The sequence below is a fragment of the Planomonospora corallina genome, assembly GCF_042650625.1.
Taxonomy (GTDB): domain Bacteria; phylum Actinomycetota; class Actinomycetes; order Streptosporangiales; family Streptosporangiaceae; genus Planomonospora_B; species Planomonospora_B corallina.
This window is the reverse complement of record NZ_JBHSBM010000075.1, coordinates 45,483-70,546: the sequence shown is the minus strand read 5'-3', so window position 1 is coordinate 70,546 and position 25,064 is coordinate 45,483. Positions and strand designations below refer to the sequence as shown.

The window sequence follows — 25,064 nt, the reverse complement described above, 5'->3', positions numbered from 1 at the left end:
CTCCGGCGTGCGGCGGAAACGGGGGAATCGCCACCATCGACGCTACTTCTTGGCTCTCACCCGCGTAGAGACGACGTCAAGGTTTCCCCATGGAAAAAATCCACAGAAGGGTACTGGACCGTTGCGAACGCGATCGTCGGGCGGGCCGGAAACATCGATCACGTCCCGATCGTTACCGTAGAGGACGACAACCGCTCGAAAGGATGATCGTGTCCAGTCCGGACCCGTGGAGTACCTGCCCGTGCGAGCGCACGGGCCCCACTGATCTGATCGGGAGAGCCGCCCGGTGAACACGGCTCTCGGCCTGCTGGCCGTACTGCTTCTCACTCTCGCCACCGGCTACTTCGTCGCCCAGGAGTTCGCCTTCGTCGCCGCCGACCGCGGCGTGCTGCGCGAGCAGGCCGACGCCGGCGACGCCGCCGCCGCGCGCGCCCTGGAGGTGACGGGGCGCCTGTCGTTCATGCTCTCGGGCGCGCAGCTCGGCATCACCGTCACCGCCCTGCTGGTCGGTTTCATCGCCGAGCCCGCCATCGCCACCGTGATCCGCCCCGGCCTGGAGGCCGCGGGCGTGCCCGCGCCCGCCGTGCCGGGCGTCGCGATCGCGCTGGCCGTCGCGGTCGCCACGGCCATCCAGATGGTCTTCGGCGAGCTGGCCCCCAAGAACCTCGGCATCGCCAGGCCGGAGCCGGTCGCCAAGTTCCTGGCCGGCTCGACCCTGGTCTACCTGAAGATCGCCGGTCCGGTCATCCGCCTGTTCGACTCCGCCGCCACCGGCCTGCTGCGCAGGGTCGGCGTGGAGCCGGTCGAGGAGGTCGAGCACGGCGCCAGCCCCGAGGAGTTGTCCCGGATCATCGCCGAGTCCGGTGAGACCGGCGACCTCCCGCCGCGCCTGTCCGAGCTGCTGGAGCGCGCGCTGGAGTTCGGCGACCGCACCGCGGAGGACGTGATGGTGCCGCGCCCGCGCGTGGTGCTGCTCCGTCACGACCGGCCCGTCTCCGACCTGCTCGACGCCGTGCGCGAGCACGGCCACTCCCGTTACCCGGTGCTCCGCGGGGGCTCCGGCGACGACGTGGCAGGCGTCACCGGAGTGCGCGAGCTGCTCCGCTCCGGCCTGTCCGACGGCCCGCTGGAGCGGATCACCCGCCCGGCCCTGCTGGTCCCCGACTCGCTGCCACTCCCGGTCGTGCTGGACCGCATGCGCGCCGCCCGCGACGACCTGGCCTGCGTCATCGACGAGTACGGCGGGCTGGCCGGCGTGATCACCGTCGAGGACCTCGCCGAGGAATTGGTCGGCGAGCTGGTCGACGAGAACGACCCGGAGCCCGCCGAGGCCGTCGCGGACGGCGACTCCTGGAAGGTGCCGGGCACGCTCCGCATCGACGAGGTCGAGCGGGCCACCGGCCTGTCGCTCCCCACCAGTGACGGCTACGACACCGTCGCGGGCCTGGTCCTGGCCGTCCTGGGCCGGATGGCCGAGCCCGGCGACGAGGTGACCGTCACCCTGACGGTGGACGACGACCCGCTGGAGGGCGACGGCCCGGCCGAGGCCGACGCGGTCCTGACGGTGCTCTCGGTGCACCGCAGGGTCCCCGAGTGGGTACGGCTCACGCCGGCCGGCCAGGCCGGCCCCGCCGCCGGGGAGGCCGGTCCGGGGACGGCCGCCGAATCCTCCGGGCACGCCGCCGGTGAGCCGCCGGCGCGCGCCATGGCCAGGGCCGGGCGGGAGGGGCGGCGATGAGCACCTCCGGAGCCCTGATCCTCGGCGTGGTCCTCCTGATCGGCAACGCCTTCTTCGTCGCCGCGGAGTTCGCGGTCATCTCGGCCCGCAGGCACCGCCTGGAGGAGCTGGGGGCCAAGGGCGGCAGGTTCACCCGGGTGGTCGCCCGCACCGCCGTGCGGAGCGGCAGGGAGCTCTCCCTCATGCTCGCCGGCGCCCAGCTCGGCATCACCCTGTGCTCGCTGGGCCTGGGCATGGTCACCGAGCCCGCCATCGAGCACCTGCTGGAGCCGGTCTTCGGCGCGGCGGGGGTGCCCGAGTCGCTGCGCGTGCCCATCGCGCTGGTGATCGCGCTGGCGCTGGTCACCTTCCTGCACATGGTGGTGGGCGAGATGGCGCCCAAGTCGTGGGCGCTGACCCATCCGGAGACCGCGGCGATGGGCCTGGCCCTGCCGTTCCGCGGCTTCACCCGGCTGGTCCGGCCGGTGCTGGCCGCGCTCAACGGCATGACCAACGCCATTCTCCGCCTGTTCGGCGTGCACGCCCGCGACGAGCTGGCCACCACCAGGACGCCGGTCCAGCTGGCCATGCTGGTCGGCGAGTCCGGCCGGATGGGTCTGCTGGACCGCGACGAGCACGACCTGCTGACCCGGGCCCTGCGGGTCCACCAGCAGCCGGTCGAGCGGATGATGCTGCCCATCGCCGAGGCCGTGCGCGTGGCCGCCGACGCCGACGGGGCGCAGGTACGGCGCACCGCCGCCGACAGCGGTCATCTGCGTCTGCTGGTGGGCACCGGTGACCCGTCGGGCATCGTGGGCGTCATGCACGTCAGGGACGCGCTGGTGCGGCCCGAGGCGAGCCCCGCGGAGCTGGCCCGCCCGGTGCCGCGCCTGACGGCGGCCACGACCGTCTCGGAGGCGGTGGCGGCCCTCCAGGACGCCCACGCCCATGTGGGCCTCGTCACGGACGCCACGGGCGCGGTCGTCGGCATGGTGAGCCTCACCGACCTGCTCGGCGAGCTTCTGGACGTCCGGGTCCCCGTCGCCCGCTGACGGCGGCCGCGTCCCGGATTTACGGACGGGCCGGAGGATTGACTCCTCCGGCCCGTTTTTCACTGAGAGCGTAAGAAGCCCAGCTCCGGAGCCCCTGCAAGCCGTCCGAAAGCTCCCGGCAAGGGACCGCGGATACACCTGCGGGCAGAGCAGCACCCCTTGAGAGAGGAGCAGCGGGCCCGCATCCCCGCGCGAAAGCACATGACCTGTCCGCGAGGCCTCGGAATCCCGCTGCCGCTGCCCCCGCCCCACGGCGCCCCCGGGGACCCGCCCCGGACGCGGGATCACCGGATCGCCGCCCGGGAAGAAGATTTTCCGGCCCTTTGCCGGAACCCGTGCGGGAGCCCTCCGCCTGGAGCACCCTGGGACCCGCCCCGGCCGCCGAGAGAAGGACCCGCCCCAGATATCGGAAGAAGAGACCCGCCCCCGCTCCGGGCGCAGCGGGGGTGTGGGGGCTCCGCCCCCACACCGGGGGTTCCAGGGGGTCGTCCCCCTGGAGCACACAACGAGAAAGCCCCGGCGGAAGCGGATAGAAGATCCGCGACCAGCCGGGGCCACTTTCGAGTGGGCGAGGAGGGATTTGAACCCTCACGTCCTTTCGGACACACGGACCTGAACCGTGCGCGTCTGCCGTTCCGCCACCCGCCCTTGTTTGGGTGCGCACGAAACATTAGCACGGATCAGCCGGTACCTACGAACCCGGATACGATCCTTGTAGATGACGGAGGAAGGGAGGTACCCGGTGGGAGTCCTTCAGCGCTTCGAGCGGAGGCTCGAAGGCTTGGTTGAGGGGGCCTTTGCGCGGGCGTTCAAGTCTGACCTTCAGCCGGTCGAGGTCGCCAGCGCGGTTCAGCGGGAGATGGACGAGCGGGCCGCGATCGTCGCCCAGGGGCGGACCCTCGTCCCGAACGACTTCGTGGTCGAACTGTCCACCACCGACAGCGAGCGCCTGCAGGTGTACGCCGACAGCATCGGTCACGAGCTGGCCAACCTCGCCCGTGAGTACGCCAAGGAGCAGGGCTACTCGTTCGTGGGACCGGTCCGGGTGCGTTTCGAGACCGCCGACGACCTGGCGGTCGGACTGTTCAGGATCCGCTCCGGGGTGATCCGCGGCGCCACGGTCGAGCAGGACGAGATCCGCAAGCCGGCGACCGACATGCCGGCCCCGCGCGGGCGCGCCTTCGAGGGCCGGCCCCGCCTGCTGGTCTCCACCCAGGATGACCCGCAGGGCCAGCGGTCCTACGATCTGACCACGCCGGTGACCCTGCTCGGCAGGGGAACCGACTGTGATCTACGGCTGGTCGACCCGGGCGTGTCCCGGCACCACGCCGAGCTGCGCGTGGAGGGACCGCAGGTCGTGCTCGTCGACCTCGGCTCCACGAACGGCACTTTCGTCAACGGCCAGCCGGTGCGCCGGGTCGAGCTCCAGAACGGTACTCGCGTGACTCTGGGGCGCACGACTCTGGTTTTCCGGCGCGATTAAAGGTAAACAGACGGTCCATGTCCGAGCTCACGCTGCTGCTGATCCGCCTCGCGTTCCTCGCGGTGCTGTGGTTCTTCGTGATTGCCGCGGTCGGTGTGATCCGGACAGACTTGTTCGGTTCCCGCACGCCCGCCACGGCCCCCGCGCGCAAGGCTCCCAAACCGGCCAAGCCCGCGGTCAAGTCCAAAAAGGGGGAGCCCCGGCAGATGGTCGTCACCGGTGGCCCCCTCCAGGGCACCACCATCACCCTCTCGGAGTCACCCATCACCATCGGCCGGGCGCCCGACGCCACACTGGTGGTCACCGACGACTACGCCTCCAGCCGGCACGCCCGGCTCTTCCCCCAGGACGGTCAGTGGATCGTGGAAGACCTCGGTTCGACCAACGGCACCTACCTCGACCGCTCCAAAGTCACCCGTCCGACTCCGGTGCCGCTCGGCGTTCCGATCCGCATCGGTAAGACCGTCATCGAATTGCGCAAATGACCATCGCACTCCGTTACGCCGCCCGCTCGGACGTCGGCCTCCTCCGCGAAGGCAACGAGGACTCGGCGTACGCCAGTGGCCGCCTGCTCGCCGTCGCCGACGGCATGGGCGGACACGCACACGGCGAGGTGGCCAGCTCGGTCGCCATCGCCGCCATGTCGTCCCTGGAGGACGACGCCGGCGACAACCTGCTCAGGGCCATCGAGGCCGCGGTCCGCGACGCCAACCGCCGCCTCCACGAGATGGTGGGCCGCGACCCCAGCCTCAAGGGCATGGGCACCACGCTGACCGCCATGTTCTGGTCCGGCACCCAGGTCGCCCTGGTCCATGTCGGCGACTCCCGCGCCTACCTGCTGCGCAACGGGGAGCTCTACCAGATCACGCACGACCACACCCTCGTGCAGTCGCTGGTGGACGACGGCCGCATCACCGCGGAGGAGGCCGCCACCCACCCCCAGCGGTCGATCCTGCTGCGCGCGCTGGACGGCAGCGGCGAGGTCGACCCCGACCTGTCGCTCCGCGAAGCCCAGGTGGGCGACCGTTACCTGCTCTGCTCCGACGGCCTGTCCGGCGTCGTGAGCGCCGAGACGCTGCACCACACGCTCTCCACGATCGACGATCCCGAGCTCGTGGTCCGCACGCTCGTCGACCTCGCCAACCGCGGCGGCGGCCCGGACAACATCACCTGCGTGGTCGCCGACGTCGTCGAGGTGGGCGAGGGAGCCGCCTTCCCGGTCACCGAGGCGGCCGTGGTGGGCGCGGCGGGCTCCACCCTCGGCCGCCCGCCGTCCCCGGACGGCGTGTCCCCGGGCGGCGCGGCCCAGGCCACCATGCCGCAGCCCGTCATCACGGACGACGACGACGGGCCGGTCGCCAGGGCCGCCCCGGCGCGTCCGGCCCGGCGCCGCCGGATCTGGCCGCTCCTGGCCTCCCTGGGCAGTGTCGTCCTCGTCGGCGGCGGCCTAGGCTGGTATTTCGGGAACCAGTGGCTGGAGGACCAGTACTTCGTGGGAGTGCGGGGTGACGAGATCGTGGTCTACCGCGGGGTGAACACCACCCTGGGGCCCTTCGAGCTCTTCGACACCGCCTACAACACCACGGTGCCGGTCTCGAGGCTCGGCGCGTTCCAGCAAGGACAGGTCCGCGACGGCATCCCGGTCGCGAACGTCGACGCGGGCAAGAAGAAGGTCGAGGAGCTGGCGGCCTCCGCGCGGGGCCCCGGCGACGGCACCGAGGACAAGGCCCCCGACGGGGCCACGCCCAGCGGCGAGCCCGCGGCGACCACCGGTCCGCCGCAGGGCACCGCCACCCCGCAGCCCACAAGGTCACGATAGAGACATGAGCACCCCTAGCGTCGAACCCGTCCCCCTGCCGTCCAAGCGGCGGTTGGCGCAGCTGGCGATGCTCGCCTTCGCGGTCCTGATCACCCTGGGGGCCTACGCCAACGTGGGCATGGCCATCGACGGCCGGGTCCCCTCCGGCATGCTCACCTACGGCCTCAGCCTGGGCGGCTTCATGCTGGCCGCCTACCTGGTGCTGGCGAAGTTCGCCCCGTGGGCGGACCCGCTGATCCTGCCGCTGGTGACGCTGATCAACGGCCTCGGGCTGGTGATGATCTATCGGTTGGAGGAGTCCGACGCGTTCGGCGCCTCGGCCAACACACAGCTGCTCTGGACCGCGGTCGGGGTGGTGCTGTTCGCCGTGACGCTGGTCGTGCTCCGCGACCACCGGGCGCTGCAGCGCCTGACCTACACCGCCGGGGCCCTGGGCCTGTTCCTGCTGGTCTCGCCGCTGATCCCGTTCCTCGGCCAGGAGGTCAACGGCGCCCGCATCTGGATCGGCATCCCCGGCGTGGGGCAGCTCCAGCCGGCCGAGTTCGCCAAGCTCGCGCTGATCGTCTTCTTCGCCGGCTACCTGGTGGCCAAGCGCGACGTGCTGGCGCTGGCCGGGCGGCGGCTGCTCTTCATCGACCTGCCCCGCGCCCGCGACCTGGGGCCGATCCTCGTCACCTGGGGGCTCAGCCTCGGCGTGCTGATCCTGCAGAAGGACCTCGGCTCCTCCCTGCTGATCTTCGGCACGTTCATCGTGATGCTCTACGTCGCCACCCAGCGCACCTCCTGGGTGCTGATCGGCGTCCTGCTCTTCCTCGGCGGCGCGGTCCTCGCCGGCATGATCTTCACCCATGTGCAGGCCCGCTGGGAGATCTTCCTCAATCCGGAGGACCCCGTACTCTACGAGCGCTCCCCCGGCGGCAGCGCCCAGCTCATGCAGGGCCTGTTCGCCATGAGCGAGGGCGGCATTCTCGGCACCGGGCTCGGCCAGGGCCAGCCCAAGGTGATCCCGCTGGCCATCTCCGACTTCATCTTCGCCGCCATCGGCGAAGAGCTGGGCCTGACCGGGCTGATGGCCCTGCTGATGGTCTACGCGCTGCTGGTCGAGCGCGGCCTGCGGACTTCGATCGCGGCTCGCGACCCGTTCTCCAAGCTGCTGGCGGGCGGCCTGTCGTTCCTGCTGGCCTGGCAGGTCTTCATCATCGTCGGCGGCGTCACCAACCTCATCCCGCTCACCGGCCTGGTCACGCCGTTCATGTCGCAGGGCGGCTCGGCGCTGCTGGCCAACTGGATCCTCATCGCCCTGCTGGTGCGGATGTCGGACGCGGCACGCCGCCCCGCGCCCCAGGCCATCCAGGACGAAGGAATGACGCAGGTGTTCCAGCGATGAACAGCCCACTCAAGCGTGTCGCCCTGGCCTGCATGGTCATGTTCGGCCTGCTCATGCTCAACGTGAACTACCTGCAGGCAGTGAAGGCCGAGGGTATCCGGGAAGACTCCCGGAACGAACGGAACTTCTTCGAGCGCTACCAGGTGCAGCGCGGCCGGATCACCGCGGGGAACAAGGTGCTGGCCGAGTCGATCGAGACCGACGACAACACCTACAAGTACGAGCGGCGCTACCCGGAGGGCAAGGTCTACGCGCCCGTCACCGGGTTCTTCGCCCCGGAGAGCGAGCATGCCATCGAGCAGGCGGAGAACAGCCTGCTCGACGGCTCCAGCGCCGACCTGCTCATCCGGCGCAGCCTCGACCTGTTCACCGGCGCCCAGACCAAGGGCGCCAACGTCGAGGTGACGATCGACCCCAAGGCGCAGGAGGCGGCCTACAAGGCGCTGGGCGCCAGCGGCAAGAAGGGCGCGCTGGTCGCGATCGAGCCGAAGACCGGGGCGATCCTGGCCATGGTCTCCATCCCGACCTACGACCCGAACGAGCTGTCCAAGGCGAACAAGAAGGTGGTCAACAGCGCCTACGCGAAGCTTGAGGAGAACGAGGACCAGCCGCTCGTGAACCGGGCGATCAACCGGACCTACCCGCCGGGCTCGACCTTCAAGGTCGTCACCATGGCCGCCTACCTGGCCAGCGACGACGCCCTCGGCCCGCAGAGCCAGGTGGCCGCGCCGAAGGTCCTCGACCTGCCGAACACCACCGCCGACCTGCCGAACTACGGCGGCGCGGCGTGCGGCTCCGGGCAGGTGACGCTCTCGTTCGCGCTGGAGCGGTCCTGCAACACGCCGTTCGGCAAGATCGCCATCGACCTCGGCTACGACGCGCTGAAGGAGCAGGCCGACGCCTTCGGCATCGGTGAGCCCGTCGAGATCCCGATGGCGGTCTCGCCCAGCAGCATCGGCCCCGAGGAGGACGCGGCCGCGCTCGCCCAGGCCTCGATCGGCCAGCGCAGCAACCAGATGACGCCGCTGCAGATGGCCATGATCGCCGCGGGCATCGCCAACGACGGCGTGGTCATGAAGCCGTACCTCGTCGAGAAGGTCGCCGACGCGGAGGGTACGGAGGTCGAGGCCGCCGACCCCGAGGAGCTCACCGAGGCGATGAGCGAGGAGAACGCCGCCAAGCTCAGGGAGATGATGGTCAACGTCGTCGCCGAGGGCACGGCGGGCGCCGCGCAGATCCCCGGCGTCACCGTCGCCGGCAAGACCGGCACCGCCGAGACCGCCGAGGGCCGCGACCCGCACGCGTGGTTCATCTCCTTCGCCCCCGCGGGTCCCGGCCAGGAGCCCGAGGTCGCCGTCGCGCTCATCGTCGAGTCCGGGAGCGCCGGCAGCGACGCCTCCGGCGGGCAGACCGCCGCCCCCATCGCCAAGAGCGTGATGGAAGCGGTGCTGAACAAGTGACGTCGCTCCTCGGTGACCGCTACCGCCTGCTGGGGCGGGTGGCCGCGGGCGGCATGGGTGAGGTCTGGCGGGCCAGGGACGAGCTGCTCGGCCGCGAGGTGGCGGTCAAGCTGCTCCACCGGCACGTCGCGGCCGACCCGGCCTTCCGCGGGCGGTTCCGCACCGAGGCACGGATCGCGGCCGGGCTGGCCGCCCCCGGGATCGCCCAGGTCTACGACTACGGCGAGGCCGACGACGTCGCGTTCCTGGTGATGGAGCTGGTCCCCGGCGAGTCGCTGGCGGCCATCATCGCGCGCAACGGTGCGCTGACCCCGGGCGACACCCTCGACGTGGTGTACCAGACCGCCATGGCCCTGAACACCGCGCACAGCGCCGGGATCATCCACCGGGACATCAAGCCCGGCAACCTGCTGGTCACCGGGACCGGCGCCGTGAAGATCACGGACTTCGGCATCGCCCGGGCGCTGGAGGCCGCGCCCGTCACCCAGACCGGGACGATCCTCGGCACCGCCCAGTACGTCAGCCCCGAGCAGGCGTCCGGCACCGCGCTCACCCCGGCCACCGACCTCTACTCGCTGGGCGTCGTGGCTTACGAGTGCCTGGCGGGCCGTCCGCCGTTCACCGCCGAGAACCAGGTGGCGATCGCGCTGATGCACCTCAACGAGGAGCCTCCGCCGCTGCCGGGGAGCGTCCCGGCTCCGGTGCGCGAGCTGGTCATGGCGTGCCTGGCCAAGGATCCGGCGCGCCGCCCGTCCGGCGCCCCGGAGCTGGCGGAGCGGGCGTACGCGCTGCGTGAGTCGCTCACGGGCGCGGCGGGTACGACGGGTGCGGTGATCTCGGCAGGGCTCGGCACGCTGACCGACCCCGCCGGGTGGCGGGTGGACCCCTCGGCTGTCCCGTTCTCCCCGGCCCGCCCGCAGGATCCCACCGTGCCGGGATCCGTACCGGCCATGGACCCGGGCATGGACCCGGTCACGGGTGGTCCGGCCGTACCCCGGGGGACGGCCGCGTCCTCCGGGGCCCTGGCGGCCGGCACGGGTCCCGGACGGAACCGCACCTCACCGGCCGGCGGCACGCGGGCCGCCCGGGGCCGTCGCGACGTACGGCGGGCCGGCGTCATCACCGCGGTGGTCGCCGGCTGCGCCGCCGCCGTCGGGCTGGGCGCGCTGGTGGTCCAGCGGATGGACGGCCCCGGCGACGCGAGGGAGTCGGTGAGACCGCCCGCCTCCGAACCCCCCGCCGCCACGTCGCCGTCGGCCACCCCGAGCAGGAGCCGGCCGTCCGCGACCAGGACGACCGTCACTCCGACCACGTCGCCCCGCCCTACGCCGTCGCCGTCGGCTACGGTAAGTAGGTCGGCCACGCCCAGCGCCCGGCCGACGAAGTCACCGACCCCGAGCCCCACACCGACCACCCCGACCCCGACACCCCCGCCCCCGACGGTGACGCAGACCCCCACCCCGACCGTCACCACCGAACCCGGCGAGACAGTTCCCCCGGACGGGGAGACGTGATGCGGCAAGGGGCCGATGATGGACACCGGTGGACTGAGAGATCACCGGCACCCAAGATGAACGGTAAGGGACAGTGCAGGAAATGACTCAGCCTCGACGCCTCGGCGATCGCTACGAGCTTGACGGCGTCGTCGGGCGTGGCGGCATGGCCGAGGTCTATCGCGCCCGAGACATCCGGCTGGACCGGGTCGTCGCGATCAAGACGCTCCGTGCGGATCTGGCCAGGGACCACACGTTCCAGGCGCGTTTCCGCCGGGAGGCGCAGTCCGCCGCCTCACTGAACCACCCGGCCATCGTGGCGGTCTACGACACCGGTGAGGACGTCTCCGAGGGCGCGCCCGTGCCGTACATCGTGATGGAGTACGTCGACGGCAGCACGCTGCGCGACATCCTCCGGGCCGACCGGCGGCTGATGCCGGAGCGCGCGGCCGAGCTGGTCGACGGCATCCTGCGGGCGCTGGACTACAGCCACCGCGGCGGCATCGTCCACCGGGACATCAAGCCGGCGAACATCATGATCACCCGCAACGGCGACGTGAAGGTGATGGACTTCGGCATCGCGCGGGCGATGGCCGACTCCGCCGCCACCATGACGCAGACCGCCCAGGTCATCGGCACGGCGCAGTACCTCTCTCCGGAGCAGGCCCGGGGCGAGCGGGTCGACTCCCGCAGCGACATCTACTCCACCGGTTGCGTGCTGTACGAGCTGCTGACCGGGCAGCCGCCGTTCACCGGCGACTCCCCGGTGGCGATCGCCTACCAGCACGTCCGGGAGAACCCGGTCCCGCCGTCGCAGATCGACCCCGACATCCCCAGGTGGGCCGACGCCATCGTGCTCAAGGCCATGGCGAAGGACCCCGGCCAGCGCTACCAGAGCGCCGGGGAGATGCGGGCCGACATCCAGCGGGCCCTGTCCGGCATGCCGATGGACGCCCAGACGATGGCGCTGGCCGAGGGCGGCTACGGCGGGGCGACCCAGATGATGCAGCCGACGATGGCCGGCCAGTCGGGGCCCGCCACGCAGCGCACCACCGCCGTCCCACCCTACGAGTACGGTCCCGAGGACACCGGTACGGCGGTGCGGGGCGCCGGTGGCCGCCGGCGGGCGCAGAACGGCGGGAACACCGCGCTCAAGACCGCCGCGTGGATCGTCATCCCGCTCCTGATCATCGGCGCGTTCATCGGCGTGGGCTACATGTTCCTCAGCTCCCCGGGCACGCCCACCGGCGATACGCAGGTGACGATCCCGACTCTGACCTCGCAGACGGCGGAGGCCGCGACCAAGCGGCTCGAGGACCTCAAGCTGAAGGTCGAGACGGTCGAGGAGTTCGACGACGAGCAGCCGGCCGGCGCGGTCATCAAGACCGATCCGGCGAGCGGCACCAAGGTCGCCGAGGGATCCACGGTCAAGCTCCACGTCTCCAAGGGCGTGGAGAAGGTCGCGGTGCCCGACGTGGTCGGCAGGCCCCAGGATGAGGCCACCCAGATCCTCCAGGACGCGGGCTTCGAGGTGAACGTGGGGACCAAGGCGTCCTCCCGCCCGCAGGGCACCGTCCTGGAGACCGACCCGGCGCCGGGCAAGAAGGCCGCCAAGGGCAGCAGCGTCCGCATCTACATCCCCAAGGAGGCCGTCGAGGTCCCCGGTGTCGTCAACCTCACGGTGAAGGACGCGACCGCGATGCTCAAGGAGGCGGGCTTCAAGGTGAAGACCGTCGAGCAGGAGAGCGACCTGCCGGAGGGCACCGTCCTCAGCCAGGCCCCCGAGCCCGGGACGCGGCTCCAGCCGGGCACCACGATCACCATCGTCGTGTCCAGCGGTCAGCCGCCGGTGCCGACCGAGAGCCCCGACTACCCGACCGACCAGCCGACGGACCAGCCGACCGGCGACACGCCGACCGGCGACGTGCCGACCGAGGAGGAGGACCCGTTCTTCGACGAGCCTCCCGGCGACCAGGGCTGACGCCCGTCCGGAGCACGACAGGAGGCCCCGCCGTCCGGCGGGGCCTTCCGCGTGCCGGGGGCCGGTGGAGGCGTCCTGCCGGGCCTTCCGCGTGCCGGGGAACCCGAAGGGCGTCCGGCGGAGCCTTTCGCGTGCGGAGACCGCGCGGGGCACGAGAAGAGCCCTTCCGCCACTCGGGGGCAATGGCGGAAGGGCTCACTGGTCAATCGTCCGGCGGGGAGGAGGCGTTACACGGCCCGTCCGGAATCCGGCCGAGCCAGTTTCCGAGCAGCCGGTGGCCGTGCTCGGAGATCACCGACTCGGGGTGGAACTGCACACCCTCCACCGGGGCCGTGCGGTGGCGCAGCCCCATGACCACGCCGTCGGCGGTGGCCGCGCTGACCTGGAGGATCTCCGGCACCGTGTCGGGCCGTACGGCCAGCGAGTGGTAGCGCGTCATGGTGACGGGTGAGGGCAGCCCGGCGAAGACGCCGCGTCCGTCGTGGAGGATCTCACTGGTACGGCCGTGCATCAGTTCGGGGGCGCGGGCCACGGTCGCGCCGTAGGCGAGCGCGATGGCCTGGTGCCCCAGGCAGACCCCGAGCAGCGGCAGTCCCCGGGCCGCGCAGTGGGTGACGAGCTCCACGCTCACCCCGGCGTCCTCGGGGGCGCCGGGCCCCGGACTGACCAGGACCCCGTCGAACCCGGCCGTGTCGCGGACCGTCACGTGGTCGCGCGGTCGCACGTCGCAGAGCGCGCCGAGCTCACGCAGGTACTGCACGATGGTGTGGACGAAGCTGTCGTGGTTGTCCACGACGAGGACGCGTCTCACCGCGCCACGAGCGGGTGCTGGGAGAGGGCGCACGGCCCGGACCGCGGGAACGACCATGGAGACGACCAAGGGAACGAGCAGGAGGAGGAGCAGAGAAGCACGGCATATCAGAATATGTCCGTCGGCGGGCCGTACGATCCCCTGGCAGGGGAAAGCTCCCGCCCGTGGGATCGCCATGTCCCATCTGCGCCGACTATCCTTGCTCACCAGCGACTACGCTGACCGACAGAGAGCCTGCGCACGATCCGGACCGCGCAGGGTTGACGCAGGAGAACCCAGTGCCCAAGTCCAAGACTCGTAAGAAGGCGGTCTACACCCCGCCGAAGACCGCCGAGCAGCCCAAGGTGAGCCCCCGCTGGCTGGCGCCGGTCATGGTGGCCTCCTGGATCATCGGCATCCTGTGGATCGCCGTTTACTACGTGGCGCCGCAGGCTCCCGTCCTCGGCCCTCTGCAGAACTGGAACCTGCTGATCGGGTTCAGTTTCATCATCTTCGGTGTGATTCTCTCCACCCGCTGGCGTTAGTTCTTTCCACAGGGCTGTCCACACCCTGGGGATTTCCCAGGGTGTGGGTCAGCCGATCAGGCTTCTCGCGGCGTCATAGGCGTTTCTCGCGGCCTCGAAGGCGTACGGCGGGAGCAGCGCCACCATGGCGACCAGGAGCAGCAGCACCGCCGCGCAGCCGGCGACCTGGACCGCGGTGCGGTTCTTCGCTGGCGCGTAGACGAGGACCGCGGAGACCACCGCGCCGGTCACCAGGCCGCCGAGGTGGCCCTGCCAGCTGATGCCGAAGCCCGCGAAGGTGATCACCACGTTGATGGCGATCAGCCAGAGCACGCCGCGGGCGTCGTAGCCGAGCTTGCGGGAGACCACGAAGAGCGCGGCGAACATGCCGTAGATCGCGCCCGAGGCTCCCACCGTGTACGACGCGGAGAGCAGGTAGACCGCGACGGAGCCGCCGAGCGCGGAGAGCAGATAGAGCGCCAGGAAGCGGATCGAGCCCAGCCGCCGCTCCAGCTCGGGACCGATGACGTACAGCGCCCACATGTTGAACAGGATGTGGGTGAGCGCGAAGCCGCCTCCGCCGAGCGGCGAGTGCAGGAAGGCCCCGGTGATCAGGCGCCACCACTCACCGCCGTAGGCGACGAAGCCCGCGTGCATGGCGAAGTCGCCCAGCACCCATTGGAAGACGTTCTCCGCGACGTAGGCCAGCACGTTGAGGGCGAGCAGCCCCCAGGTGACGTAGGGCGTGGTGACGTGCCGGCCGCCGAAGACGGTCTGCGCCTGCCGTACCGTCTTGTTGCCCTGCGCCACGCACTCGGGGCACTGGAAGCCGACCGCCGCGTCGCGCATGCAGTCGGGGCAGATGGACCGGTCACAGCGCTGGCAGCGCACGTAGGTCTCGCGGTCCGGATGGCGGTAACAGGTGGGGACGGCCTGGGTGCCGGACTCGCCGGGAGGCTGGGTGGTCATGGCGCGACGGTGGCCCTTTCGACCGTGCTCGGAAATCCTCCCCCAACCCTATGCAGGTTTCCGCACGGCCGTGCGCGGCGGACGGGGCCGGTACCGGAGGACCGGGCGGCGGACGGGCTCGGCGCCCTCTCCGGACGCCCTCGTCCGGTGCCCTCTCCGGACGCCCTCGCGCGGCGGCCGCGGCGGGCGGCCGCCACGCGGGCGGGCGGGCTCAGCCCTGGACGCGGTCGATGGTGACGCTCTCCAGCACGACCGGGTCGACCGGCCGGTCCGCGGGGCCGGTCGGGGTCTTGGCGATGGCGTCGACGACCTCCTGGCCCTCGACGACCTCACCGAAGATGGTGTGCCGGCCGTTCAGGTGCGGCGTGGGCACCACGGTGATGAAGAACTGCGAGCCGTTGGTGCCGCGGCCCATCTGGATGCCGGCGTTGGCCATGGCCAGCAGGTAGGGGCGGTTGAAGTAGAGCTCCGGGTGGATCTCGTCGTCGAACTTGTAGCCCGGCCCGCCGATGCCCTGGCCGAGCGGGTCGCCGCCCTGGATCATGAATCCGTCGATGACCCGGTGGAAGATCGTGCCGTCGTAGAGCTTGGCGGTGGTCTTCTGGCCGGTCTCGGGGTGCGTCCACTCCCGGGTGCCCTCGGCCAGCTCCACGAAGTTGCGCACGGTCTTGGGCGCGTGGTCCGGGAAGAGCTGGACCTTCACGGTGCCGCGGTTGGTGTTCAGGGTCGCGATGAGCTTCTCAGCCACAGTGGGCTGCCCCCTTCGAATCATGCACGTAAGGCCCGCTGGAGGCCCTGCGTCCGTCGTGTTCTGATGGCCATGGACCGTCACCGGTCCGTCTTCCATCCTCCCACGGACGCCCATGATTGAGCCGCTTTCGAGCGGGAAGGGGTCGCTGCGGGGCCCCAACGACAGGGGAGGAGTTGCCGTGCCTCTTGCAATGATGTTCGGAAAGCGCAGCACCAGTAAGGTTCCGGAGACCCGGATGCGACTGGCCAAGGACCAGGCCCAGCTGGTCAAGGACCAGGCGAGGCTGGCCAAGGACCAGGCCATGCTGCAGATCGTCCGGGCGGCCGAGAAGGTCGGCCCGATGGCCGCGCAGATGCGCGAGACGGCTCTGTGCGCGGCGGACGAGAAGATGACCGAGGCCCGCAGGTGGGCGGCGCCCCAGCTGGACGCCGCGGCCCACTCCATCGAGCAGCAGCTCGGGCCGAAGCTGAGCGCGATGCTGTCCGACGCGGCGGCGAAGCTCGATCCCTCGCCGAAGGCCGTGAAGTCCCGCAGCAGCTGGCCCATGGCCCTGCTGCTCACCGGCATCGCGGTGGGCGCCGCCGGTTTCGCGATGTACCGCAAGAACACGAACCAGTGGGCCGAGTCCGTGAAGGGCGGCGCGCACGACGCGTCGCACTGGATGGGCGACAAGGCGAAGACCGCCGCGGACAAGGTCTCCAACATGGCCGGAGGCATGAAGTCGCGGGCCGAGGAGTTCAGCCACAAGGCCGAGCCCACGGGCGGTGTGAGCGACGTGAGCGGCGGAGTGAGCGCCCCCACCGGTTCCGCCCGCACGGCCGGTGTCCCCGACATCACCGACACCACGGGCGTCCCCGACATCACCGACATCGATCAGCAGCAGCCGAGGAACACCACCTGACCCCGCCCGGGGTCACCGCCCGCGGCTCGCGCCCTCCTCGGGAGGTCGCGGGCCGCCTGCCGTACCGGGGTCCCGCCCGGTCAGGACGGCGGGAGCGCGTACACGGTCGTGCGGTCCTCGACCGTGAAACCGGCGCGGGTGTAGACGCCGAGCGCGCCGGTCGGGCTGTCCGCGTCGACGGAGAGCGCCGCCCGCTGGTAGCCCTGCGCGCGGAACTCGGCCAGAGCGTGGGCGATCAGCGCGCCCGCCACCCCCCTGCCCCGCCACTCGCGCAGTGTGCCGATGGTCTGGATCCACGCCTCGCGGACCCCGGTGGCCGCGGTGTCGGCCTCGTAGTGGCAGGTGAGCAGGATGGCCACGCCCGTCCCCGAGCCGTCCACGGCGACGAACGAGGACTCGGGGCTGAAGGCCGAGGTCCCGACGAGCGCGTCCCGCCAGGACTGCGCCGTGTGCGTGGGGCTGCCCCAGTGGTCGGCGAAGGAGGCGTTGCGCACCTCGCGGACGGTGTCCTCCAGCTCGGCGCCGTAGGGGACGATCCGCAGGCCCTCCGGGAGCGACACCCGGGGAAGCCCGGCGGACAGGTCCCGCCCCATGCCGTAGAACCAGTGGACGGGGGTCGAGCCCGCGCCGGTGAACAGCGCCTGTGCGCCCTTGTTCCGGTCGTCCGCGTACGCGTGGATCTCCAGCGGACGGCCGGGGAAACGGCGCCCGTGCAGCACCGGCGCGGTACGGCGGGCCCAGCCGACCAGGTGTGCGCCCAGCCCCCGGCGGCGGTGGGCGGGGTGGACCCCGCCCCACAGGATCATCTGGTGGGACGGGTCGGCGGAGGGACGGGCCATGAGCGTGCAGAAGGCGACCAGCCGGCCGTCCACCCGCCCGCCCAGGCTCCCCTCCGCCAGGTCGACCAGGGGGTGGGCCAGGTGCTCGGCGATGTCGTCGGCGCCGTGGTTCTCCCCGATCCTGTCCTCGGCCTCCATCGCGGCGACCAGCTCCACCAGGGCGTGCACGTCACCGTCGGCCAGCGGGCCCCACTCAGGCGTCATGGTCCGGGAGCATATGCACCGGTCATCCGGAAAGCGATCCGTTTTCCGGTGGGGCTCCGCGGTGCCGGAGACGGCCGGCGATCTCCGCCATCGTCTCCTCGGGGAACGGCGCCCGGGCGCGGTCGCCTCCGGCCGTGACGATCCCGACGGCCGTGACGAGGTCGGCGTGCTGGCGCCGGACGAAGTCGCGGTCGACGACGGCTCCGTGACCGGGGACCACCGTCTCGCCGGGCAGCTCCAGCAGGCGGGCGAGCGTGTCCGGCCACTCCAGCGGGAAGCCGTCCCCGAACTGCGGCGGCGCGCCCTCCTCCACCAGGTCGCCCGCGAAGACCACCCCGGCGTCGGGCACCTCGGCCACGACGTCGTGGTCGGTGTGGCCCCGGCCCAGAAAGCGCAGATGGACCGGGCGGCCGCCGAGGTCGAGGGTGGTGGAGTCGGTGAACGTACGGCCCGGCGGGGTGATCTCCACCTCGGCCAGTTCCTCCGGACCCTCGCGCAGCCACGCCTGCCGCTGCGCCTCCCCGGTGGCCGCGGCCGTCTCCGCGCAGCGGGCGTGGCCCCAGATCTCGGCGGGGAGGAAGACCGCGTTGCCGAAGAAGTGGTCGAAGTGCGCGTGGGTGTTGACGACGGTCCAGGGCAGGGCGGTGACCGTACGGACCGCGTCGGCCAGCTCGCGGCCTTGGCGGTGGGACATGCGCGTGTCGATCACCAGGCAGCCCTCGTCGCCGACGACCAGCCCGGCGTTCAGGTCGAACGACGCGTGCCGCCGGACATAGACGCGGTCGCCCACTTCCCGCCACTGCTCAGTCATGCCGGGGAGCCTGCCAGATCCGGAGCCGGGACGGGAACCAGGGCAGGGAGCCGGGACGGGCCGGCGTGACAGCAAGCAGGGACGGACCGGCGTGACAGCGAACCGGGACGGACCGGCGTGACAGCGAACCGGGACGGACCGGTGCCCCGGCGCGGCCGTCGGCGGGACGGTCAGCGGGCCGTCAGGGCCAGCTTCGCTCCGCCGGCCGTCACCGTGAGCCCGCGCCCGGCCGTGCCGGGCTTGGCGGGTCCGACCTTGAAGGTCAGCTTGACCGTCGCCTTCGGGGCCAGCCGGGTGATCGTGCACCGCACCGCCGTACCGCTGAACCGGCAGCCCTTGCCCACCTTGACGATCTTCTGTCCGCCGGACGTACGGCCGGCGACCTTGAGCTTGGTGACCGGCGTGTTGCCCGTGTTGGTGACCGTCACCGTGTAGGTGCTCCCGCTGACCCGGCCCGTCAGCCTGATCGGCGACGGCGGCCGGGCGAGCGCCCGCAGCTGCGCCGCCGTGCCGTTGAAGGAGTTCTGCCCGCCGGGGAAGGACGGGTCCTTGTCCGCGGACTGCCAGAAGGCGTGGCGCTTCCAGCCCGCCGGGAGCTCCCCCGGCTCGCTGCCCCACCGGGCCAGCCAGAGCGGGTTGCGGCCGAAGGCGGCGGAGTCGCCGGCGCAGGTCCGCCACCAGCTCGTGGTGGTGTAGATGATCGCGTCCCGGCCGGTCCGCTGCCGGTAGCGGCGGGTGAAGTCGCCCACCCAGGCGACCATCTCCGCCGGGGTGAGGCCGTAGCAGTTGTCGAGCTTGTTCTTCTTGCCGTACGGGTTGTCCTCCAGGTCCAGCACGCCCGGCAGGGTCCGGCCGTCGCGGACCAGGCCGCCGCCGTTCGCCACGAAGAAGTCCGCCTGCGCCCTGCCGCCGGACTCGTGCGGCTGGGCGAAGTGGTAGGCCCCGCGCACCAGGCCCGCGTCGGCGGCTCCGCCGTACTGCTCGGTGAAGCGGGGGCTGACGTAGTCCAGGCCCTCGGTGGCGTGCACGAACGCGAACGCCGCTCCGGCGTCGGCGGCACCCGCCCAGTCGACCTCTCCCGTCCAGTTGCTGACGTCCGTCCCGGTGACCCCGGGCGCCCGGGACTCCGCGAGGGCGGACGCCTGCGTGCCCTCCAGGAGCAACACCCCGGCCGTGACGGCCGCGGCCGTGGCGGCACGATGTTTCACGTGAATCCCCCTCCGCGTGGCAGCGGGGACGATCATGTCGGATGGCCCGGGACGGCCGCAAGGGCGGATTCCGGCCCCTTCCACCGCGGGAGGACCCCCGGCGGAGAAGGCCCGCGCCGGTGAGGCCGGAAGCGGACGGCCCCGGTGGACCCCGCCGCGACACGCCCGCCGAGAGGCATGATGCTCATGTGGAGCGCGATCTCGTGGAGCTGAACGTCCGGGCCGGGGAGCTGACCGGTTCCGGCTCCTGGGTCTACCTCTGGCTGCTCGGCCCCCGGGTGGTCTACGTCGGCACGACGGGACTCCCGCCCGAGGCCAGGACGTGGCTCCACCTCAGTCACCCCGACCCCTCCATCGGGAGGATCAGGGCCCTGCTCCCCGACCTCGCCGCCGGCGACCTCGACGTCCTGGCCTTCCGCCTGCCGGACGGGGTGGGGCGGCCCCGGGCCAAGGCGGCGGTGATCGCCGGACTGTCCGGCGCGGGCCGGCTGTCCGGGCGCTACGCCGGGGATCCTCCGGGCGACGGGGACCCGGCACTCGCCCCCGTCGTGGAGGCGGTCATCCTCGCTCTCGAGGAGAGGCGCCCGGCGGATGGCTGAGCGCCGGTGGGCGGCCGGGGCCCCGGGGCCGCCGCGGAGTCCGTCCGAGGAGACCTGAGGAGGAGCCGAGTCCGTGTCCGACATCATCATGCGGCCGTACGGCGGCCCCGGCGACCTGCGGAGGATGCAGGAGCTCGTCCAGACGGGCTGGGGGCCGGGCAGCCGGTGCCACGTGGGCGAGCTCGCCTGGGACCGGTTCCAGCACCCGGGCCGGGAGCCGGAGTGGCCGACGATGCTCTGGGAGCACCGGGGGCGCACGATCGCCTGGGCCTGGGTGCGGCTCCCCGGCGGTCTGCAGTTCGTGGCGCCCGACGACCTCGCCGACGAGGTGCTCGACTGGTTCCACGAGATCACCACCGGAGACCGGCTGGCGACGACGATCCTCGACACCGAGACGGGTCTCGCGGAGGTCCTGGCCCGCCGGGGCTACCGGCCGGCGCAGGACGGCTCCTTCCTGCTGCGCATGTCGCGCGGGCTGGACCGGCTGGAGGAGGTGGAGGTCCCGGACGGGTTCACCGTGCGGCACGTGCGCGGCGACGAGGACGTGCCGGAGCGGGTGGCGGTGCACCGGTCGGCCTTCCACCCGTCCCGGGTCACCGAGGACAGCTACCGCCGGGTCATGCGGGCCTGGCCGTACCGGAGCGACCTGGACTGCGTGGTGGAGGCGCCGGACGGCCGGCTGGTGGCGTACTGCCTGGCCTGGCCTGACCCGGACAACCGCGTCGGGCAGTTCGAGCCGGTCGGCACGCACCAGGGATTCCGGCGGCTCGGGCTCGCCCGCGTCGCGTGCCTGTACGCGATGCACCGGCTGCGGGACGCCGGGGCGAGGGAGGCGCTCGTCTACGCCCGCGGGGACGCGGGCCATCCGGGACCGGCCGAGCTGTACCGCTCGCTCGGCTTCCGCGCCGGCGCCCGTACGGTGACCTACACGCACTCCCGCTGACCGGCACGCCGGGGGGTGGGACGGCCTGTCAGGCCGCGACGGCGATGGCCGCCAGCAGGAGCAGCGAGCCGCCGATCTCGACGAAGCCGAGCTGCTTGGCGGTGGCGGAGCGCCGGGGCAGGACGACGGCGCGGACCAGATACCAGGTGAAGGGGACGGCGTACAGCGGGGCGACCCAGGTCGCCAGGGCGAGCGCGGCGAGGTGGAAGGCGGCCGAGGCGGCCAGGAGTCCCCGGTTGCCCCGCTCCCGGATGCCCGTCTTGACGAAGAACACGGTCCCGGCGAAGTAGAGCAGTGTCACCAGGAACGTCCCGCCGGTCTCCAGGGGCGGCACCCCGTTGACGGCGGCGACGACCGGCAGGATGAGCGTCGCGGCGGCCGCCGAGACGAGCCCGTTCACCAGCGCCCGGTCGTTGCGGTGGGAGGCGAAGAAGGCGTTGACCGCCAGCACCGCGGCGAAGACGGGAGCGAAGGCGAGCAGCTGGGGACGGGCCGCGAGCACCGTCGCCCCCGCGGCCAGCGCCGCGGTGCCGTACACGGTGAGCTGGGCGCGGACCCGGCCCGGGCGGCGGGTCTTGACCGCGAGCAGCGCGAAGTACGACAGCACGTAACCGGCCGTCCACGCGACGAGGAGCGGCAGGACGGGCCAGGAGAACCCGGTGGTGACCAGCCCGGCCAGGTAGGGGACGAGCAGCATCGCCCACGCGCCGTGCTGGGGCGGCACCCACTGCCCCCTGCGGCGGCGCGGTCGCGAGGCGGGCGCCGGGCGGTCCGGGTCACCTTGCGCCTCTGCGGGACCGGCCTCTGCGGGACCGGCCTCCGCTGGACCGGCCTCCGCTGGACCGGCCTCCGCGGGATCGGCGTCTCCGGCCGGGCGGGCGGTGCGCCCTGACCTTCGGCGGGAAGGTGGGGTGGGACGGGAGCCACCGGTGAGGAGGACGTGGCGGCGGGTCAACGGGGACCCCCTTCCGATGGGGGCGGCGGCCTCAGGGCGGGACCACAGGGATGGCGGCCGACGGCGGCCTCTGATCAGGACATTAAAAACAATATATTTTCGGTTCTATTACCGCAAAACGGTAGCATCGGCGGCATGGCCTCCGAACGGCTGACCGATCCCGGCCCTCCGACCCCGGTCCAGCGCGGCCGCCGCGCGGCCGTGCTGCAGGTCCTGCGCGGCTCGGACGAGCCGCTGGGCGCAGCCGAGGTCGCCGACCGCGTCGGGGTGCACCTCAACACCGCCCGCTTCCACCTCGACGCGCTCGTCGCGGGCGGCCAGGCCACCCGGGACACGGTGCCGCGCACCGAGCGCGGCCGGCCGAAGGTCGTCTACACCTCCGTCGACGGCTCCGCCCAGGCTGGGGACACCCGGAGCTTCCGGTTGCTCGCCGAGATCCTCACCGGCATCGTGGCCTCGTCGGCGCCGGACCCGGCCGCCGCCGCGCTGGAGGCCGGTCGCGACTGGGGGGCCCGTCTGGCCGATCCGCCCGGGCCCGGTGAACGGGTCGACGCCGACGAGGCGCAGCGGCGGATCGTCTCCGGCCTCGACAGGATGGGCTTCGTCCCCGACGCCGACGAGCAGGGGGATCGGAGGGAGCTCCGCCTGCACCACTGCCCGTTCCGCGAGGTGGCCCAGGAGCGGCGGGAGATCGTCTGTGTGATCCACCTCGGCCTCATGCAGGGGACCGCCGCGCGGCTGGGAGCACCGCTCGAGGTGGAGGACCTCACCCCGTTCGTCCGGCCGCACCTGTGCGTCGCCACCCTGCGCCGCACCGGACCGGACTCCCCGCCCTCCGGCTGACCGCCGGACATCCGTACGGCCCGGCGCGGAGAACTGCCCGGCGCGGAGAACGACCCCGCACGGAGAACGGCCCGGCCACCGGATGGGCCGAGGGCTCCCCGGCCTTCAAGCCGGGGTGCGCGTCAATCCTCTCCCAGCCACCACCGGGCCGACTCCGGTGAACGCGAACCGGCCGGGGACACGGCCCGCCGACGGAGGGCGGGCAGCCGCCGGAGCAGGGGGTGGAGAAGGGCCGTGACCAGGGAGGCGGTCATGGCGAGGGAGAGCGCCAGGCAGACGAGCAGGCCGATGACGGTGAGCACCCCCTCAATGATCTTGTGGCCGTACAGGAAGGCGAACTCGCCCAGCTCGAGACCGAGCGGCGTCCTGCCCGCTCCTTCTGGATACACGGCCGCTCCTCGTCGTAGTCCGTCGCGGGTCCATCCGCCTCCGCCGTACGGAGCGCACGGAGCCGTCCACCCACCGGGACCGTTCCGCCCGTTATGTCTTTCTTCCCCGCCAGAAGATGGAATCGTCACTTCCATCCTCCGGGAACCGAGCCTGGCGGAGGCCGCCTGCGAGGCACTTGCGGACCACTGGACGCGTACCGGGGCCGGTACGCTGGCGGGCTCGTCCCGCGACCGCACGGAGGGCAGGCCGTGATCCGTTACACCACCGACATGGACATGATCGAGGCTGATCAGCTGAGGGGATTCTTCGTCGGATGGCCGGTCCCGCCCTCGGCGGACAAGCACCTGGCGGTGCTGCGCGGCAGCCACCGGACGGTCGTCGCGATGGACGAGAGCGGGCGCGTCGTCGGCTTCGTCAACATGATCAGCGACGGTGTGCTGACCGCGTTCATCCCGTGGCTCGAAGTCCTCCCCGAGTACCAGGGGCAGGGGATCGGCACCGAGCTGGTGCGGCGGATCCTGGCGGAGGCCGGTGACCTCTACTCCGTCGACCTGGTGTGCGACCCCCCGCTCCGGCCGTACTACGAGCGGCTGGGCATGTCCCCGCTGCAGGGAATGGGCCTGCGCTCCCCGGCGGCCCTCCGGGACCGGCCGGGCCCCGCGGAAACCGTCCCTGAGGACCGCTAGGTTCCCTGAATGAGCCTTGCGATGCCGGACGCCGAGGCCGCACGGGTGCACGCCCTGCCGGAGAGCGCGCCCTTCGAGATCGAGTCCGTGGTGTGGCTCGCCCTCCACGAGGCGTGCCGGGCGAGCGTCTCCACCGGTCAGGCCATCGTCTTCCACTGGCGGATCTTCCACCGACGACGGTGCGGACGTGCCGGTCCCGGCGGCCCGGCGGCCCGGCGGGCGGCCGGCGACCGGCCTGGCCGGGTGCGCATCCGGCCAGGCCGGCCGCGCTCCTGCGCGCGAAGGGACGGTCCGCTGAGGCCCTCGGCCGCGACGGCGTCTGGAGATCAACCGCACGTGCTCATGAGGCGGCCGACACTCTGCTCGGGTTCTTCTCCCTCGGTGCAGAGAACCGTCGTGGCGAGCGTGCGGTTGCCGGGATGGTGCACCCACCGGCGGAGGAAGTCGTGTCCGTCCTCGCCGATCCAGTCGGTGCCCTTCGCGGTGATGCTGCGCTGCCGCAGGACCTCGACGGACCGTTCCGGGTCGAGAGCGGGAAGCACCAGCACCACATGGCCGACAGGCCTGAGCGCGGCTTGAACACGCCGGAACAACTCGGGGCGGGTGTAGTGGCTGTGACCGGCGCCCAGGGAGACGATCGCGCCCGGATGGTCCGCGACCACGCGTTCCACGGCATGGGCGCGCGCGGGTTCCCACTCCTGCTCCGCCGCGGCACGGCCCACGGCCCGGATCCGGTTCCTCAGCCTGTCCATACTCCATCCGACCTCGGCGTAGTAGGTCTCGCCGAGGTCGTCCACGTCGATGAAGGCTCTTCCGGTCACCGTGGCCGATCCGTCGCCGATCGTGCTCTTCCCCGCGGCGGCCGGGCCGATGAGGACCATCCATGGGACTGGGTGCATCCCGTGCATTCTGGCGGAAGGGTCTCCGGGAAACCTCCGGGACGCTAGAACCCGAGGAGGGACCCCAGAATCCGGAACAGCCAGGGCGGAGCCTGCACGACGATCCCCACGAGGAGGATCGGCGGTATCACCTCGGCGAAATCGGCCGCCATCACCACCAGCGTCACTCCCAGCGCCGCGATCACCACCCACTGGCCCACCAGATAGCCGACGAGCCAGCCCATGCCGCCCTCCGACCGGACGTGGTGCGCGAAGCACATCTCCTGGCACGTGCGCACGTCGGGCAGGGAGGCGTCGAGGTGGACCTCGTGTCCCGGCTCCTCGTCCCGGGGCTCGGGGCCCTCTCCGGCTCAGCGGATG

At 72.1% G+C, this 25,064-nt stretch carries 25 protein-coding genes and 1 tRNA gene; 15 read left to right on the top strand and 11 right to left on the bottom strand.

Annotation, left to right across the window (positions count from 1 at the left end; genetic code table 11):
• Positions 1-286: 286 nt before the first annotated feature.
• Both ACFOWE_RS32235 and ACFOWE_RS32230 read left to right on the top strand, forming a co-directional pair.
• Positions 287-1,738, top strand: a complete 1,452-nt coding sequence (locus tag ACFOWE_RS32235) for a hemolysin family protein (protein WP_377294570.1) — start codon at positions 287-289, stop codon at positions 1,736-1,738.
• Positions 1,735-2,769 (top strand): hemolysin family protein, encoded by a 1,035-nt coding sequence (locus ACFOWE_RS32230; protein ID WP_377294569.1) that lies wholly within the window; start codon positions 1,735-1,737, stop codon positions 2,767-2,769. Before ACFOWE_RS32235 ends, ACFOWE_RS32230 begins: the two co-directional genes overlap by 4 nt.
• 565 nt (positions 2,770-3,334) lie before the next feature.
• Here ACFOWE_RS32230 and ACFOWE_RS32225 read toward each other — a convergent pair.
• Positions 3,335-3,417 (bottom strand) — tRNA-Leu (locus ACFOWE_RS32225).
• A 94-nt stretch (positions 3,418-3,511) separates the two neighbouring features.
• Here ACFOWE_RS32225 and ACFOWE_RS32220 point away from each other — a divergent pair.
• The 7 genes from ACFOWE_RS32220 to pknB all read left to right on the top strand — a co-directional run bounded on the left by ACFOWE_RS32220 (position 3,512) and on the right by pknB (position 12,392).
• Positions 3,512-4,252, top strand: a complete 741-nt coding sequence (locus tag ACFOWE_RS32220) for an FhaA domain-containing protein (RefSeq protein WP_377294567.1) — start codon at positions 3,512-3,514, stop codon at positions 4,250-4,252.
• 17 nt (positions 4,253-4,269) lie between these two features.
• Entirely contained in the window at positions 4,270-4,737 is a 468-nt protein-coding gene (locus tag ACFOWE_RS32215; protein ID WP_377294565.1) for an FHA domain-containing protein FhaB/FipA, read from the top strand.
• Entirely contained in the window at positions 4,734-6,071 is a 1,338-nt protein-coding gene (locus ACFOWE_RS32210) for a PP2C family protein-serine/threonine phosphatase (protein WP_377294563.1), read from the top strand. The genes ACFOWE_RS32215 and ACFOWE_RS32210 overlap by 4 nt, the downstream gene beginning before the upstream one ends.
• 4 nt (positions 6,072-6,075) lie before the next feature.
• Complete coding sequence (locus ACFOWE_RS32205) at positions 6,076-7,458, top strand: FtsW/RodA/SpoVE family cell cycle protein (protein WP_377294561.1); 1,383 nt, start codon at positions 6,076-6,078, stop codon at positions 7,456-7,458.
• Positions 7,455-8,918: a peptidoglycan D,D-transpeptidase FtsI family protein gene (locus ACFOWE_RS32200; RefSeq protein ID WP_377294559.1), complete on the top strand. Its 1,464-nt coding sequence runs from the start codon at positions 7,455-7,457 to the stop codon at positions 8,916-8,918. The genes ACFOWE_RS32205 and ACFOWE_RS32200 overlap by 4 nt, the downstream gene beginning before the upstream one ends.
• The gene (locus ACFOWE_RS32195) at positions 8,915-10,432 is read left to right on the top strand and encodes a serine/threonine-protein kinase (RefSeq protein WP_377294557.1); all 1,518 of its coding nucleotides are present in this window, start codon (positions 8,915-8,917) and stop codon (positions 10,430-10,432) included. Before ACFOWE_RS32200 ends, ACFOWE_RS32195 begins: the two co-directional genes overlap by 4 nt.
• 82 nt (positions 10,433-10,514) lie before the next feature.
• Entirely contained in the window at positions 10,515-12,392 is a 1,878-nt protein-coding gene (pknB, locus tag ACFOWE_RS32190) for a Stk1 family PASTA domain-containing Ser/Thr kinase (protein WP_377294555.1), read from the top strand.
• A gap of 202 nt (positions 12,393-12,594) precedes the next feature.
• On the opposite strand, the gene ACFOWE_RS32185 is transcribed toward pknB, so the two are convergent.
• The gene (locus tag ACFOWE_RS32185) at positions 12,595-13,203 is read right to left on the bottom strand and encodes an anthranilate synthase component II (RefSeq protein ID WP_377294553.1); all 609 of its coding nucleotides are present in this window, start codon (positions 13,201-13,203) and stop codon (positions 12,595-12,597) included.
• 278 nt (positions 13,204-13,481) lie between these two features.
• Here ACFOWE_RS32185 and ACFOWE_RS32180 point away from each other — a divergent pair, with 278 nt between their 5' ends.
• Positions 13,482-13,727, top strand: coding sequence for a cell division protein CrgA (locus tag ACFOWE_RS32180; RefSeq protein ID WP_377294551.1), 246 nt, complete (start codon positions 13,482-13,484; stop codon positions 13,725-13,727).
• Between the two features lie 48 nt (positions 13,728-13,775).
• On the opposite strand, the gene ACFOWE_RS32175 is transcribed toward ACFOWE_RS32180, so the two are convergent.
• Together ACFOWE_RS32175 and ACFOWE_RS32170 are read right to left on the bottom strand one after the other, a co-directional pair.
• Complete coding sequence (locus ACFOWE_RS32175) at positions 13,776-14,675, bottom strand: rhomboid family intramembrane serine protease (protein WP_377294549.1); 900 nt, start codon at positions 14,673-14,675, stop codon at positions 13,776-13,778.
• A 211-nt stretch (positions 14,676-14,886) separates the two neighbouring features.
• Complete coding sequence (locus ACFOWE_RS32170) at positions 14,887-15,423, bottom strand: peptidylprolyl isomerase (protein WP_449301238.1); 537 nt, start codon at positions 15,421-15,423, stop codon at positions 14,887-14,889.
• A 238-nt stretch (positions 15,424-15,661) separates the two neighbouring features.
• Between ACFOWE_RS32170 and ACFOWE_RS32165 the strand changes: the two genes are divergently transcribed.
• Positions 15,662-16,327: a hypothetical protein gene (locus tag ACFOWE_RS32165; RefSeq protein ID WP_377294545.1), complete on the top strand. Its 666-nt coding sequence runs from the start codon at positions 15,662-15,664 to the stop codon at positions 16,325-16,327.
• An 80-nt stretch (positions 16,328-16,407) separates the two neighbouring features.
• On the opposite strand, the gene ACFOWE_RS32160 is transcribed toward ACFOWE_RS32165, so the two are convergent.
• The 3 genes from ACFOWE_RS32160 to ACFOWE_RS32150 all read right to left on the bottom strand — a co-directional run bounded on the left by ACFOWE_RS32160 (position 16,408) and on the right by ACFOWE_RS32150 (position 19,389).
• Positions 16,408-17,370, bottom strand: a complete 963-nt coding sequence (locus ACFOWE_RS32160) for a GNAT family N-acetyltransferase (RefSeq protein ID WP_377294543.1) — start codon at positions 17,368-17,370, stop codon at positions 16,408-16,410.
• A gap of 22 nt (positions 17,371-17,392) precedes the next feature.
• On the bottom strand, positions 17,393-18,181 hold the full coding sequence (locus ACFOWE_RS32155; RefSeq protein ID WP_377294541.1) for an MBL fold metallo-hydrolase: 789 nt from the start codon (positions 18,179-18,181) through the stop codon (positions 17,393-17,395).
• A 170-nt stretch (positions 18,182-18,351) separates the two neighbouring features.
• Positions 18,352-19,389: a GH25 family lysozyme gene (locus ACFOWE_RS32150; RefSeq protein ID WP_377294539.1), complete on the bottom strand. Its 1,038-nt coding sequence runs from the start codon at positions 19,387-19,389 to the stop codon at positions 18,352-18,354.
• Between the two features lie 188 nt (positions 19,390-19,577).
• Between ACFOWE_RS32150 and ACFOWE_RS32145 the strand changes: the two genes are divergently transcribed.
• Both ACFOWE_RS32145 and ACFOWE_RS32140 read left to right on the top strand, forming a co-directional pair.
• Positions 19,578-19,988, top strand: coding sequence for a hypothetical protein (locus tag ACFOWE_RS32145; protein ID WP_377294537.1), 411 nt, complete (start codon positions 19,578-19,580; stop codon positions 19,986-19,988).
• Positions 19,989-20,061: 73 nt separating this feature from the next.
• Positions 20,062-20,931: a GNAT family N-acetyltransferase gene (locus ACFOWE_RS32140; RefSeq protein ID WP_377294535.1), complete on the top strand. Its 870-nt coding sequence runs from the start codon at positions 20,062-20,064 to the stop codon at positions 20,929-20,931.
• Between the two features lie 28 nt (positions 20,932-20,959).
• On the opposite strand, the gene ACFOWE_RS32135 is transcribed toward ACFOWE_RS32140, so the two are convergent.
• Positions 20,960-21,655 carry a YwiC-like family protein gene (locus ACFOWE_RS32135; protein WP_377294533.1) on the bottom strand — a complete coding sequence of 232 codons (696 nt, stop codon included), beginning with the start codon at positions 21,653-21,655 and terminating at the stop codon, positions 20,960-20,962.
• A gap of 366 nt (positions 21,656-22,021) precedes the next feature.
• Here ACFOWE_RS32135 and ACFOWE_RS32130 point away from each other — a divergent pair, with 366 nt between their 5' ends.
• A complete protein-coding gene (locus ACFOWE_RS32130) occupies positions 22,022-22,729 on the top strand; it encodes a helix-turn-helix transcriptional regulator (protein ID WP_377294531.1) in 708 nt (235 codons plus the stop codon).
• Between the two features lie 122 nt (positions 22,730-22,851).
• On the opposite strand, the gene ACFOWE_RS32125 is transcribed toward ACFOWE_RS32130, so the two are convergent.
• Positions 22,852-23,118, bottom strand: coding sequence for a hypothetical protein (locus tag ACFOWE_RS32125; protein WP_377294530.1), 267 nt, complete (start codon positions 23,116-23,118; stop codon positions 22,852-22,854).
• 249 nt (positions 23,119-23,367) lie between these two features.
• Here ACFOWE_RS32125 and ACFOWE_RS32120 point away from each other — a divergent pair, with 249 nt between their 5' ends.
• Positions 23,368-23,805, top strand: a complete 438-nt coding sequence (locus ACFOWE_RS32120) for a GNAT family N-acetyltransferase (RefSeq protein ID WP_377294528.1) — start codon at positions 23,368-23,370, stop codon at positions 23,803-23,805.
• Positions 23,806-24,131: 326 nt separating this feature from the next.
• On the opposite strand, the gene ACFOWE_RS32115 is transcribed toward ACFOWE_RS32120, so the two are convergent.
• Together ACFOWE_RS32115 and ACFOWE_RS32110 are read right to left on the bottom strand one after the other, a co-directional pair.
• Entirely contained in the window at positions 24,132-24,704 is a 573-nt protein-coding gene (locus ACFOWE_RS32115; protein WP_377294526.1) for a shikimate kinase, read from the bottom strand.
• Positions 24,705-24,748: 44 nt separating this feature from the next.
• On the bottom strand, positions 24,749-24,982 hold the full coding sequence (locus ACFOWE_RS32110; protein WP_377294524.1) for a hypothetical protein: 234 nt from the start codon (positions 24,980-24,982) through the stop codon (positions 24,749-24,751).
• Positions 24,983-25,064: the final 82 nt, after the last annotated feature.